The sequence below is a fragment of the Rothia sp. P13129 genome (assembly GCF_048512865.1).
Taxonomy (GTDB): domain Bacteria; phylum Actinomycetota; class Actinomycetes; order Actinomycetales; family Micrococcaceae; genus Rothia.
In genome coordinates this window covers 100,839-114,591 of the sequence record NZ_JBLXYA010000004.1, presented here as the reverse complement: position 1 = coordinate 114,591, position 13,753 = coordinate 100,839, and the positions used below count along the sequence as shown (strand labels likewise).

The following is a 13,753-nucleotide window of genomic DNA, read 5'->3' as shown; positions in this document are numbered from 1 at the left end:
CTCATGACTTCTGAGAACACGTTACGTTCTATTCTTCAGAAATACCTTCACGATGCTGACTCTCTAGCACGTGCTTTTGATGAACCCCAAACAGATTTATTTACTTTAGGGTTGGACTCGATGGGGGCTTTTGCTCTCTTAGATGATCTTGCTCAAGCTGGTATTCATGTGGAATTTACCGAATTGGTTGCAGACCCCACAACAGCGTTTTTAAGTTCCCGTTAATTTCCATATTTTTCTATAGCTTTCTCAGCAGTCAGCTGAACGCTCACCATAAAAATTAGGATTTAGAGAAAAGACACCTCAACGATGGATTGTGTATCTTCCTCCCCACAAGAACAGTGGTTACCTCTGCTTTCTTCTGCTCGTGGTATTTTCTTCGCCCAAGAATTAGATCCCGAAAACCCCTGCTATAACACTGCCGAGGTTTTGGAGTGCCCAGAAGAGATGGATATACAGTTGCTACGTCAAGGACTGCAACAGGTGTACCAAGAAAATGAAAGTTTTCGTGTGCAGTTAAGAGCCTTTGACGGAAAACCTCAACAACGTTTAATCTCTCTTGAAGACTTCGTTGATATCAACCCATTGTTCCCCATCGTTGAGCTTTCTCAAGAACACGACCAAAACCTCAGCGAAGAGTATATTCAAGGACATTCGTCTTTACCATCTCCTGTTGCTCGGTGGGCGCTTGAGCTGATGCGTCGCCCCCTAGACCTTGGCTCTGGGCAGACGGTTCGTAGCCAAGGAATTCTATGGCAGGGACGTTTATGGCTAGTACATATTTTTCATCATAGCGTTGCCGATGGTTTTGCTGTTTTTAATGCTTTAGGTCGTGTCTTGAGTATCTATCGGGCGTTGAAACAGGGGCAACCGATACCCGAGGTGAAGCGAGGCTCATTGCGTTCTCTCCTCGAGGCTGACGCACAGTCTCACGCTATCGAGCAGGAGCAACAAAATTTCTGGGAATCAAATCCGATGTGGAACTCCCAAGAGTTGCAGGTCGACAGCGCCGAACCGCTATTGGGTGTTCTTAGCCAGCCTGACACAACGATTGCAGGTTACCGTGAACCGGCTTCATCGTATCCGTGGAGGGCATGTACTGAGCTTGACCAAAACACTGAAAAGCTTTTATTAGAGCTCAGCCAAAAATATAAAGTTGCGTGGCCAACTGTTGTTATCGCTGGCATTGGTGCGTATTTGACGCGGGCTAGTTATAACCAGCATGTGTCAGTAGGCATCCCGCAAATGAACCGGATGCTTCCTGCACAACAGCAACCTTTTGCTACTGCCTGTGCACAAATTGGTTGTACTGCAGTCAACGTCTTACCGGTACTTGTGTCAGCTAGGCTCTCTGGGGAAGAACAGATACATCAGGTCCATCAGCAACAACAGCGTAATCAACGATATGCGCTGGTTCGTCAAGAAGAGCTTGAGCGTCTGGCTCACCGTCATCAGGGGCGCCTTTTTGGTGCACAGATTAATGTTGTTCCTTTTGACTCTTCTTATCGGGTTCCAGAAGGACGTGTTATCGTACATAACCTTAATGCTGGTCCTGTTGATGATATGACGTTCTGTCTTCGTGGTGTGCCTGGGCGGGGGCAAGGTATCAGCTGTGAAATTGACGCAAACTCAGCTCTTTATACTTTTGATGAGACACAACGACATCTTACCCGTCTGGTGTCGTGGCTTAACGGTTGGGCTCAGGATCTTCTTACTGAAGATGGTGCAGAAACGCTGAGCATTTGCACCGCAGAAGAGCTACAGGAGCTAGAAAAGTTTAATAGTACGGCTCATCCCGTAACCTATCGCAGCCTTTTAGAGCGTTTTCAACATCAAGTGAAGAAAACACCCGATGCTATTGCTGTGAGAGCAAGCGCGGCAATACATTGTGATGCACCAAATGCTTTGATATGCGATAGAGAACTCACCTACGCGGAATTAGATGCTCAAGCGCGAGTTTTTGCTGGTGCACTCAAACATCATGGAGTATCAGCTCATGATGCGGTGGGCCTTCGCTTCCATCGCGGTATTGAACAATATATTGCGGTGTATGGTTTGCTCTATGCTGGTGCCGTATATGTTCCTCTTCTACCTGAGCTACCTGCAGAACGAGTCAGTTCTATGGTGCAAGATGCTAATATCAGGCTCATTATTCATGGTCCTGAAACACCTCCACAAGATGGTTCTTCTGCACCGACCACCCCCGAAATTCATTGGGACCAGTTGGAGCTAAAATCAGAGCACAACATAGCATCAGAGAAGTATCTAGGCGAACAGATATCTTTAGATGACGCCGCCTATATTCTCTTTACCTCTGGGTCTACCGGACGGCCTAAGGGTGCTGCTATTTCCCACCGTGCTATTGATAATCGACTTCGTTGGCAACAACATCAGATTCCGATATCAGACGGCGATGTCGTTTTACATAAGACCCCTATTTCTTTTGACGTTCATGTGTGGGAGCTGTACTGGCCGTTACAAGAAGGCGCAACAGTGCTAATTGCTGCACCAGAAGGGCATAAAGATCCCGCATACCTTGCACGAGTTATCTGTGAACAGAACGTAACCTGTGTGCATTTTGTGCCAGCAATGCTGACTCTTTTCCTCAGCTCACCTACCGCTTCGCGTATTCTTCAAGAGCGTCCTCCCAAAAACTTACGGTATGTTGTATGCAGCGGTGAAGCCTTATTAACAGAACACGTGACAAGAACCCACCAATTATTAGGGGTTTATCCGCTTAACCTTTATGGTCCAACTGAAGCTGCTGTTGACGTGACCTATTTTGATACGGCAGAAGAACCTCAACGTCACCCTATTCCTATTGGCAAACCTGTATGGAACACTCACTGCTATATTGTTGACCCCACCGGAGCTGTGGTACCTGCTGGTGTGACCGGAGAATTGGTGCTTGCAGGCGTTCAACTTTCTCAAGGATATTGTGGGAACCCTGACGCTAACGAACGTAGCTTCTTTACTATGGCAGTTACCGGTGAACGCTGTTACCGCACGGGAGATATCGCCCAATGGAATGATGACGGAACCATCACCTATCGTGGACGTAACGATGCTCAAGTCAAAATTGCTGGGCAACGTCTTGAACTAGGCGAAGTAGAAAGCGTATTAAACGCTTCTCCTCTGATTCGTTCTGCTATTGCTCGCATCGAATATCGTGGTTCTGAACCCGTTTTAGCTGCAATCTACGAGATGGCAGAACCCTACTCTGAGCACCTAGTCGAGGACTCTATCTCCCAGGTACGTCAGTATTGTGCTGAACATCTTGCCCCCTACATGGTCCCGACCCTGTGGGCGGTACTTCCTGAACTACCCGTTGGTACAAGCGGAAAGATTGATCGAAAGTCTTTGACGAATATCGATTACGGAGCATCTCAGACAACTGTAGATACTCCCGAGACTCTTCAAGAAGAGCAACTCTGCGCTTTATATGCAGAAGTTCTTGGCGTGGAACATTATGGTGCTCAAGAAAACTTCCTTCTATCTGGTGGAAACTCTCTTAAGGCTTTAGAACTAGTTGCTTTATTAGAACGTCGTCTAGGTACTCGCTGTACCTTAGGAACGATATTTGCTGCACCTACGCCACGAGAGCTTTCAGCTGCTATGGGCCATGATGAACGTCGAGAATTCTCTCACGTGTTGATACTCAGGGAAGGTTCTCGCGAGCAAATACCGTGGGTCTTTTTAGCGCCTGCTGGCGGGTTAGGGTGGAGCTATTCTTCGTACATGGCGCATTTACCAGAAGACGCCTCAGTTATTCTTTTGCAGACTCCACATTATGAGGACCCCGAATATCCTGAACCTCAGAGCATCGAAGAATTAGCCCTATACTATGTTGGGTTGCTTGAGAGCTTGCAGCTAGCGACCTTTTATCTGGTGGGCTGGTCTGTTGGCGGAACAGTCTCTGTTGATGTGGCATCTTTGGCGAGCGCTCGCGGGATGAAGGTTAAACAGTGTGTCATTCTTGATGGTTATCCTGCTCAGCAGTGGGCTTCTGTAGCTGAGCCGAGTGAAGAAGACACGTACCGTGCGTTACTGCGTATGGGAGGTATTGACACGGAAGAGTCTCCGTTGTCTTTGGGACGGGCTGTTGAGCTTTTAAAAGGTTCAGGATCTGCACTAGGGCATTTGGGGGAGCGAGACCTTCAGACGTGTATTCGTACGATGGGGTATCACACTCGGTTGATGCGTTCTTCTACTCAGCGTGTTTTTAACGGCGATACCGTTGTGATTGCTGTTGCTCATGATGATCAGCCTTTCTTGGATGCTTCTGCATGGGCGAAGCAGGCTCCTCATGTGCGAGTTCATCATATTAAGGGTGTTCATCCGTCATTGGTTCAGCCGTCTCGGGTTCAAGAAATTCTGACATTATGCAAGAGTGATGTTTCTTAACTATTTAATAGGTTCTTGTTCATAAAACGTCATGTATTTATTGCTGAATATTGAGGATATTCTCAGATTATGTAGTGAGAGCGCTTTTTTGAAAAGTTATCAGTTGTGGTGTTGAGAATGAGAGGTGAAGTCCATGAAGATTGTTGAGTTTACGGACTTTTGAAGTGATGGTCAATTAGGAATAAAAAATATCACCTATTTATTAAATTAGCTTGCACTCAACGGTTAAATAGGACATCCTTAATTACGGTTCTTTCTGACCTTCCTCGAGGGGAAGTTGTATGGGGAAAGAACATGCTAAACATACACTTTCAGGTTGTATTTCAGACCTGTTCCTCCGATGGGAATATTATGACTCTCAATAAGCGCAATCGTTTCACTACTTCTGCCCTGGTGGGCATGAGCGCGCTCTCTTTGCTCGGATCTTCTTTTGTAGTTCCAGCTCAGGCGGATGAGCCGGCACGCTCCATCAGCGTTGATGCACAGCAGACTCAGGGGCTGCCAGGTCAGTTCCAGACCGCATACTCCAAGACCAACAACAAAATGTGGGTTGCTGGCGCATTCTTGCGCGCAAACACTGTTTCAACCATTGCTCGCGTTAATCCTGAGACAATGAAGATTGAAGCAGCTGCTGAACTACCTGTTGGTCGTTTCGGCACTGGTGTTCAAGCTGGCCTCACCTATATGGGCGCATACGGTATTGCTGTTGACGATGTGAACAACACCGTCTGGGTTACCAATACCCGTAGCAACGCTGTTTCTGTCTTTGACCAAGACACGATGGAGCTCATCTGGACAAACTACAATGTTATGGAGAGCATCCCCGTCATTGAGCACCCTCGCTCTGTCATCATCGACAATACCCATAACAAGGCTTACGTCACCGGACGCTACAACGTTTGGTCGGTAGATCTTACCAGCCATGAGATTAAGAACCTTGCTATCAAGCCTGAGAGCGATGCACGTGTTCTTACCATGAACCCCACTATTGATGAGAACGCTGGTCTACTGTATGTACCAGAACGTTCTAGCGACACTGTTCAGATTATCGATTTGAACACCTTTACTGTTGCTAAGGAATTCCCTGTACACGCAGATACTGCAGGTACTCCCATTCTTCCTTCTGCGGTAGCTATCGATCATTCCCTCCGTGAAATCTACATTTCTTCGCAGGGTACCGAGGGTGTTAATTCTGGCGTGACCGTTTACGACTTGGATACTCATGCATATAAGAAGAGCATCCCATTCGGTACTCGTTCACTTTCTATCGTCAACGATGAAGAGCGTGACCTCGTCTACGTAGCTGACTTCGGTAGCGGTTCTGTTGGTGTTATCGACGCTGCTGCTGGCAAACTAGTTGCAGACGTAGACACTGGTGAACGTGGTGCTAACGACTTGGCGTTGGCAAACGACGGTTCTGTCTTTGCTGTCGATAAAGCAACCTATGCAGAAGACGTTTACGTTCCCTTTGCCTTGGACTACGTCACCGGTCAGCGCGTACCTGGTACTAGCACCAACATTTTGGGTAAAGAAACCAGCATTGAAGCTAACTCCTTTATCCGCTTTGCTGTAGAGACAGCACCTGCACAGGCTGCTGATAATTCTTCAGCTGAACAAGACACCGTCACTAATACAGACGGTGCTACCGTTACCGGTGTTAAGGTTGCTGAGAACGGTAAAGATCTCGTCTTCAGCGGTACCGGATGGACCACTAAAGATGGTGAAGGTTCTGTGCTTGCTGCAAAGTTTGACATGGGCGGCGTGAGTGTTCTTGAACCCGTAACCAACCCTGTCAACGGAAAAGCTATTCCAAATAAGACCGTCTACGGTGTTGTTCAGGCTGGTGCTGATGGTTCTTGGACTGCAACCTTGCCATTCCCCACCCCCGAAAACTCCACTGCTACTGCCGAGGACTGGGCTGCTGGAACTGAACACTCTGTAACCTTCTTGAGTGGTTCTCTGACTCAGAATGATAACGGCCGTGCAGTAACTTTTGATTTCAAAGTTGGCGCACCTGCAGTAGCTGCAGATCCCGAAGTTAAGGTTGTTACTCCTGCAAAGGTCGATTTCCAGGGATACCCTGAGCTCACAAAGACTACCGATAAAGATTTCACTGTTGTTTCCTTCAAGGACAACAATGACAGCGTTATCTTCCACAATGAAATTCAGTGGCTCGGTGAACATAGCGTGGCTAAGGGCTGGGGTGACGGAACTTACCGTCCTTTCGAAAACATTGATCGTGGTGCAATGGCTGCGTACATGTATCGTCTAGCTGGTTCACCTCGCTACCGCGCTCCTGAAGAATCTCCTTTCAAGGACGTTCCTACCGATCACGTGTTCTATAAGGAAATTGCATGGTTGCAGCAGGCTGGTATCACTACCGGTTGGGCAGATGGCACTTACCGCCCATCTGAACCTATCAAGCGTGACGCTATGGCGGCCTTCTTCTACCGTGCAGCTGGCTCTCCTGAGTTCACTGAGCCTGCTCACTCCTTCAAAGATGTTTCTAACGCAGACATCTTCCACAAGGAAATCGCATGGATGAAGGAAAACGGCATCAGCAAGGGCTGGGAAGATAATACTTACCGTCCTTATGAAAACAACAAGCGTGACGCTATGGCGGCATTCGTTTACCGTTTTGCACAGAACGTTACTTTTGAAGCTAGCGCAAAGAAGTAAATAGTGTTTCGTTGAGAAACGAGGAGTCTGGCGGTTGCTAAGACTCTAATCCTGAAGGGGTAGGGCACTCAAAATATTTTGAGTGCCCTACTTCTTTTTAACGTTCATCCTAAGTGTCGTTAATTACAGGAATATCTTCTGGTTGGGGGCTGTCTTAGCAGTGAAAAACTATGCTAGAGTATTCGTTTGTATGGGTTTTTGTGCCCAAACGTTTAACCACGGATTTTTTCGTGCCAAAGCATAATGCCGCTCTACTGGCGGGGTTCGCCCGCTTTACTAGCGGGTCCAAATGTTCCTGGCATGGATTAGTCCCAGGCGTATCCGCTAACCCGCATCAAAATGATGAGGGACCGGTGCGTCAAACATCCCGTAAAAATGTTCCGCAAGGCTAGTCCACAACATACCGTGCGGCTGGAACCGGCGAGACGACAGGAGAAATATGATTCAGCAGGAGTCACGACTGAAGGTCGCTGACAACACTGGTGCGAAGGAAATCCTGACCATCCGTGTTCTCGGTGGTTCTTCCCGTCGTTACGCAGGCATTGGCGACATCATCGTCGCAACCGTCAAGGATGCAATTCCTGGCGGTACCGTCAAGAAGGGCGACGTTGTTAAAGCAGTTGTCGTCCGTACCAAGAAGGAAACCCGTCGCCCAGACGGCTCCTACATTAAATTCGATGAGAACTCCGCAGTCATCATCAAAAACACTGATGGCGACCCCCGCGGTACCCGTATCTTCGGGCCAGTTGGGCGTGAGTTGCGCGATAAGAAGTTCATGAAAATTATCTCGCTTGCTCCGGAGGTGCTCTAACTCATGGCTAAGATCAAGTCCGGTGACCTCGTACAGGTCATCTCAGGTGCAGATCGCGGTAAGCAGGGTAAAGTTCTGCGCGTCTTCCCGAAGACCAACCGTGTGCTCGTTGAGGGCGTAAAAATCGTCACCAAGCACAACAAGGCAAACCCGATGACCGGTGCAGCCGGTGGAATCGAAAAGGTTGAGGCACCGATTCACGTATCTAACGTAGCAATCGTTGATCCCGAGACCAAAAAGCCGACTCGCGTTGGTTTCCGCCTCGAGACTGAAGAGCGTAATGGCAAAACTCGTACCGTTCGCGTACGTTACGCCAAGAGCTCAGGTAAGGACATCTAATGACCGAAACCAAGATTACCCCTCGCTTCAAGACTAAGTTCAACGAAGAGGTTACCCCAGCTTTGCAGGAGCAGTTCAACTACTCCAACGTGATGCAGGCTCCCAAGGTTCTTAAGGTTGTTGTAAACATGGGTGTTGGCGAAGCTGCTCGCGACGCAAAACTCATGGATGGCGCTATCCGCGACCTCACCGCAATTACCGGTCAGAAACCTCTCGTAACCCGCGCGAAGAAGTCCATCGCACAGTTCAAACTGCGTGAAGGTCAGCCTATCGGTGCTCACGTCACTCTACGTGGCGACCGCATGTGGGAATTCCTCGATCGTTTGATCACCCTCGCACTGCCTCGTATCCGCGACTTCCGCGGTCTATCCGATCAGCAGTTCGATGGTAACGGTAACTACACGTTCGGTTTGACCGAACAGTCAATGTTCCACGAAATCGATCAGGACAGCATCGATCGCGTTCGCGGTATGGATATCACCATTGTGACCTCCGCAAAGACTGACGACGAAGGCCGCGCATTGCTTAAAGCGCTTGGCTTCCCTTTTAAGACCAAGTAACGACTACGTTGTAGGTCCCTCCTAAAACTACAAACATGTAGGGGAGAGGAAACCATAACGAGGAAGGGCAAGAGCCCACCATGACTATGACAGATCCTGTCGCAGATATGCTGACCCGTTTGCGCAACGCAAACTCGGCATACCACGACACCGTATCTATGCCTTACTCCAAGCTCAAGGGCCGCATTGCGGAAATCCTTAAAGCTGAAGGCTACATCGCTGAATTCCAGGTAGAGGACGCAAAGGTCGGTAAGACCCTCACACTCAGCCTCAAATTCGGCCCCTCGCGTGAACGTTCCATCGTAGGCGTTCGCCGTATTTCCAAGCCGGGCTTGCGTGTATACGCAAAATCCACCAACCTCCCTCAGGTTCACGGTGGACTCGGTATCGCAATCCTGTCCACCTCTTCAGGTCTGCTTACTGACAAGCAGGCAGCGAAGAAGGGTGTTGGCGGCGAAGTCGTCGCTTACATCTGGTAGTCGGTAAGAAGAGAAAGGAAGAAGAATGTCACGTATTGGACGTCTCCCCATCTCGGTTCCTGCCGGCGTTGAGGTAAAGATTGATGGCAACTTGGTTACCGTAAAGGGCTCTAAGGGCGAATTGTCCCGCGAGATCTCTGCACCTATCACTGTTGCTTTGGAAGACGGTGTTATCACTGTTTCCCGTCCGAATGACGAGCGCACTTCTCGCGCTCTCCATGGTCTTTCCCGCACCCTAATCAACAACATGATTATTGGTGTAACTGAAGGCTATGCAAAGAAGCTCGAAATCGTTGGTACCGGTTACCGCGTAATGGCAAAGGGCTCCGACTTAGAGTTCGCTTTGGGATACTCCCACCCAATTTCTGTGAAAGCTCCTGAAGGAATTACTTTCACCGTTGAGGGCGCGAACAAGCTGACCGTTTCTGGTATTAACAAGCAGCAGGTTGGTCAGGTTGCCGCTAACATCCGCGGTCTCCGTAAGCCTGATCCTTACAAAGGCAAAGGTGTTCGCTACGAAGGCGAGCAGATCCGCCGCAAGGTCGGAAAGGCTGGTAAGTAATAATGGCTATCAAGTCAAAGGCAGCTGCGCGCAAGCGTCGTCACGTACGCGTTCGCAAGTACGTATCTGGCACCGCTGTACGTCCTCGTCTGAGCGTAACCCGTTCCACCCGTCACATGTTCGTTCAGATCATTGACGATGTTAAGGGTCACACTCTTGCATCAGCTTCCACCATGGAAACTGAATTGCGTAACGCTGAAATGGATAAAACTGCAAAAGCTAAGCGCGTCGGTGAACTCGTTGCCGAACGTGCAAAAGCAGCTGGCATCGAAGCCGTTGTCTTCGACCGCGGTGGTAACAAATACCACGGTCGTGTAGCAGCAGTGGCTGAAGGCGCACGCGAAGGAGGTCTGGCACTCTAATGAGCGAACAGACAGTAAATGAAAAGGAAACTCAGGTGACTGAAACAACCGCTGAAGCAGTTGAAACCACCGAGAACTCCTCTGCACGTGAAGAGCGCCGCGGAAACCGTGGCGAGCGTCGTGGTAACCGTGGCGAGCGCCGCGGAAACCGTGGTCGTGAAGAGGAGCGCGAGAGATACATCGAGCGCCTCGTAACCCTTAACCGTGTTTCTAAGGTCGTCAAGGGTGGTCGTCGCTTTAGCTTCACCGCTTTGATGGTCGTCGGTGACGGTAACGGCATGGTCGGTATCGGCTACGGTAAGGCTAAAGAAGTTCCTGCAGCGATTATTAAAGCAGTTGAGGAAGCAAAGAAGAATTTCTTCCGCGTTCCTCGTGTTGATGGTCGCACCATCCCTCACCGCGTTCAGGGTGAGGCAGCAGCTGGCGTTGTTATGCTCCGCCCTGCAACCGCAGGTACCGGTCTTATCGCTGGTGGTCCTGTACGCCACGTTCTTGAAGCAGCTGGCGTTCACGACGTACTTTCCAAGTCCTTGGGCTCCTCAAACCAGATCAACATTGTTCACGCAACTGTTGCAGCGCTCAAGCAGCTTGAAGAGCCTGTAGCTGTTGCTGCACGCCGTGGTCTTGCTCAGGATGAAGTTATTCCTAACTTCTTGCTCAAGTCCAAGTCTGATAAGGCAGGTGCGTAATGGCCGGTAAGCGAATTCAGCCCAGCGACGCTAAACTTGAGATTACTCAGATCAAGTCTTACGTCGGACAGAAGCAGAACATGCGCGACACCCTTCGTTCCCTAGGTCTTAAGCGCCCAGGCAACAAAGTTGTTCGCACTGCAGACCCCGTCACCTGCGGCATGGTTAACACCGTTGCTCACTTGGTGAAGGTTCAGGAGGTCAAGTAAAGATGGCACAAGACGCTATCAAAATTCACGATCTGCGCCCCGCACCGGGTGCCCACAAAGCTAAAACCCGCGTAGGTCGCGGTGAAGGCTCAAAGGGTAAAACTGCAGGTCGAGGTACCAAAGGTACCAAGGCACGTTACCAGGTTCGTCCTGGCTTTGAAGGTGGACAGCTTCCATTGCATATGCGCCTTCCAAAGCTTCGTGGCTTCAAGAACCCTTTCCGCACCGAATACCAGGTTGTTAACTTGGATCGCCTTGCGGAGCTCTTCCCTGAGGGCGGCGACGTTACCGTTGACGCACTCGTAGCAAAGGGCGCAGTTCGTAAAAACGAATTGGTTAAGGTTCTCGGCGACGGCGAACTTAACGTTAAAATCAACATCACCGTTGATAAAGCTTCCAAGTCTGCTATCGAAAAGATTGAAGCAGCTGGCGGCACCGTTACCGTTAAGTAATATCGCTTAGCTCAAAACGCGAAGGCCTCGTATGGTATAGCTTGTGCTATCCATACGAGGCCTTTCGCTCTCTAAAGTTATTCTTTGCCACATTTTCGCTTGTTTTCGCTGATATTAGGGGAAGTTAAGTCTTGAGATTATGTCGTTCACCCTCTAAACAAGCTAGACTAAATGAGACTGTGTACAGCATCGTGCCATGATGAGTTAAAACTCAATCTGAAGACGATGCATTGACCCAACTTATATTTACAGGAGGACATGTGCTTAGCGCGTTCGGTCGGGCTTTTAAAACCCGCGATTTGCGGCGTAAGCTGCTGTTCACCCTGGGCATTATCGTAGTGTACCGATTTGGTGTTTTTATTCCAGCACCGGGTATCTCTTACGGCAACGTTCAGCAATGTCTAGCGCTCGGTAACACTACCGGAGGCGTCTACGATGTGGTGAACCTCTTTAGCGGTGGCGCATTGCTACAGCTGTCAATTTTTGCTCTTGGTGTGATGCCTTATATTACTGCTTCTATTATTGTGCAGTTGTTGAGAGTCGTCATCCCACGCTTTGAACAGCTTCATCAAGAAGGCCCGCAGGGACAAACCAAACTCACGCAGTACACCCGCTATCTGACAATTGGTCTTGCCCTCTTGAATGCAACAACAATTGTTACGCTAGCTCGTACCGGAACTTTGCTAGGGGAGTGCCCACTTCCTATTATTCCCGATGAGAGCTTGGCCCATATCCTTCTGATTATTGTTGTTCTTACTGCAGGAACAGGCGTCATCATGTGGTTGGGTGAGCAAATCACCGAAAAAGGCGTCGGTAACGGCATGTCCTTGCTGATTTTCACCTCTATTGCAGCGCAATTTCCGACTTCCTTGGGTAGTATCGCTAGATCTCAAGGGTGGGGGGTCTTTGCCGCCATCTGTGCTATAGGATTTGTCGTCATTATCGCCGTTGTCTTCGTTGAGCAATCACAGCGTCGTATCCCTGTTCAATACGCAAAGCGTATGGTGGGGCGTCGTACCGTACAGACTCGTTCAACGTATATCCCCTTGAAAGTGAATATGGCCGGTGTTATTCCGTTGATTTTCGCTTCATCCATGCTTCTTGTTCCAGGTTTGATTGCAAACTTCAATACTCCTCGTGATGGTACTGCTCCTCCAGAATGGGTCAACTGGATTAACACCTATCTTGTTCGTGGAGACCACCCTCTGTATATGTTGCTTTACTTCTTCATGATTCTAGGATTTGCATATTTCTATGTTTCTATCACCTTTAATACCGAAGAGGTTGCCGGAAACATGAAGAAATACGGTGGCTTCATTCCCGGAGTTCGTGCAGGACGAGACACCCAAGAATATCTCTCGTATGTTCTGAACCGTATTACTTTGCCAGGTTCCTTGTACTTGGCAATTATCGCGATGATTCCGCTTATTGCGTTGGTACTGTTTAACGCAAACCAGAACTTCCCATTTGGCGGTACCTCATTGCTCATTGTTATTGGCGTTGGTTTGGATACTGTGAAACAGATTGACGCTCAGCTACAACAACACAATTACAAAGGATTGCTACGATGAATCGTTTGCTCATCATTGGACCTCCCGGTGCAGGTAAAGGAACCCAAGCTGCTCGTATTGCAGAAAAGCTCAATATTCCTGCTATTTCAACAGGTGACATCTTCCGTAAAAATATTAAGGAAGAAACTCCCCTTGGAAAAGAAGCAAAAAGCTATATCGACGCTGGAAACCTCGTACCAGACTCGGTCACCAACAACATGGTGCGTGCTCGTTTAGCTGAAGAAGATGCTCGAGATGGTTTCCTTCTTGATGGATACCCTCGCAATACTGCTCAGGTGGCTGAACTTGATGAGATTCTCAAAGAACTTGGGCAAGAAATTGACCAGGTACTTTTGCTCATTGCTGATAACGATGAACTCGTAGAACGTCTTCTTGGGCGCGCTGCTGAACAAGGACGCACCGACGATACGGAAGAAGTGATTCGTCACCGTCTGAAGGTCTACGAAGAACAGACTGCACCTTTGCTTTCTGTATACCGTGAACGTGCCTTGATTCAAGAAGTAGATGGTCTTGGAGAAATTGACGATGTAACGACTCGTATCCTTGAGGCCTTGAAGAAATAATATTCTGATAGGTTGTTGTGCCCCCGACAAGTTGCGGGGGCACAACAGCTTAAAAGAATAAAAATCACCTGCA

Annotated in this window: 14 protein-coding genes; all 14 read left to right on the top strand. The window is 48.9% G+C overall.

Annotated elements, in window-relative coordinates:
- The first annotated feature begins 3 nt into the window (after nt 1-3).
- The 14 genes from ACN081_RS04330 (at nt 4) to ACN081_RS04265 (ending at nt 13,680) form a co-directional block, all read left to right on the top strand.
- Nucleotides 4-225, top strand: a complete 222-nt coding sequence (locus tag ACN081_RS04330; protein ID WP_419100865.1) for a phosphopantetheine-binding protein — start codon at nt 4-6, stop codon at nt 223-225.
- Between the two features lie 84 nt (nt 226-309).
- Nucleotides 310-4,404 carry an amino acid adenylation domain-containing protein gene (locus ACN081_RS04325; RefSeq protein ID WP_419107058.1) on the top strand — a complete coding sequence of 1,365 codons (4,095 nt, stop codon included), beginning with the start codon at nt 310-312 and terminating at the stop codon, nt 4,402-4,404.
- A 351-nt stretch (nt 4,405-4,755) separates the two neighbouring features.
- On the top strand, nt 4,756-7,083 hold the full coding sequence (locus ACN081_RS04320) for an S-layer homology domain-containing protein (RefSeq protein ID WP_419107057.1): 2,328 nt from the start codon (nt 4,756-4,758) through the stop codon (nt 7,081-7,083).
- Between the two features lie 439 nt (nt 7,084-7,522).
- A complete protein-coding gene (gene rplN, locus ACN081_RS04315; protein ID WP_419100862.1) occupies nt 7,523-7,894 on the top strand; it encodes a 50S ribosomal protein L14 in 372 nt (123 codons plus the stop codon).
- A 3-nt stretch (nt 7,895-7,897) separates the two neighbouring features.
- Nucleotides 7,898-8,233, top strand: a complete 336-nt coding sequence (gene rplX / locus ACN081_RS04310; protein WP_419100861.1) for a 50S ribosomal protein L24 — start codon at nt 7,898-7,900, stop codon at nt 8,231-8,233.
- Nucleotides 8,233-8,793 (top strand): 50S ribosomal protein L5, encoded by a 561-nt coding sequence (rplE, locus tag ACN081_RS04305; RefSeq protein WP_419102925.1) that lies wholly within the window; start codon nt 8,233-8,235, stop codon nt 8,791-8,793. Before rplX ends, rplE begins: the two co-directional genes overlap by 1 nt.
- An 80-nt stretch (nt 8,794-8,873) precedes the next feature.
- On the top strand, nt 8,874-9,272 hold the full coding sequence (gene rpsH, locus ACN081_RS04300; RefSeq protein ID WP_419102924.1) for a 30S ribosomal protein S8: 399 nt from the start codon (nt 8,874-8,876) through the stop codon (nt 9,270-9,272).
- Between the two features lie 25 nt (nt 9,273-9,297).
- Nucleotides 9,298-9,834, top strand: coding sequence for a 50S ribosomal protein L6 (gene rplF / locus ACN081_RS04295; RefSeq protein ID WP_419102923.1), 537 nt, complete (start codon nt 9,298-9,300; stop codon nt 9,832-9,834).
- Nucleotides 9,835-9,836: 2 nt separating this feature from the next.
- A complete protein-coding gene (rplR, locus tag ACN081_RS04290) occupies nt 9,837-10,196 on the top strand; it encodes a 50S ribosomal protein L18 (protein ID WP_419100857.1) in 360 nt (119 codons plus the stop codon).
- A complete protein-coding gene (gene rpsE, locus ACN081_RS04285) occupies nt 10,196-10,885 on the top strand; it encodes a 30S ribosomal protein S5 (protein ID WP_419102922.1) in 690 nt (229 codons plus the stop codon). The genes rplR and rpsE overlap by 1 nt, the downstream gene beginning before the upstream one ends.
- The gene (gene rpmD, locus ACN081_RS04280) at nt 10,885-11,094 is read left to right on the top strand and encodes a 50S ribosomal protein L30 (RefSeq protein ID WP_419100855.1); all 210 of its coding nucleotides are present in this window, start codon (nt 10,885-10,887) and stop codon (nt 11,092-11,094) included. Before rpsE ends, rpmD begins: the two co-directional genes overlap by 1 nt.
- A gap of 2 nt (nt 11,095-11,096) precedes the next feature.
- Nucleotides 11,097-11,546, top strand: coding sequence for a 50S ribosomal protein L15 (gene rplO / locus ACN081_RS04275; protein WP_419100854.1), 450 nt, complete (start codon nt 11,097-11,099; stop codon nt 11,544-11,546).
- Between the two features lie 260 nt (nt 11,547-11,806).
- Complete coding sequence (gene secY, locus ACN081_RS04270) at nt 11,807-13,117, top strand: preprotein translocase subunit SecY (protein ID WP_419102921.1); 1,311 nt, start codon at nt 11,807-11,809, stop codon at nt 13,115-13,117.
- On the top strand, nt 13,114-13,680 hold the full coding sequence (locus ACN081_RS04265; RefSeq protein ID WP_419102920.1) for an adenylate kinase: 567 nt from the start codon (nt 13,114-13,116) through the stop codon (nt 13,678-13,680). The genes secY and ACN081_RS04265 overlap by 4 nt, the downstream gene beginning before the upstream one ends.
- The last annotated feature ends 73 nt before the right edge of the window (nt 13,681-13,753 follow it).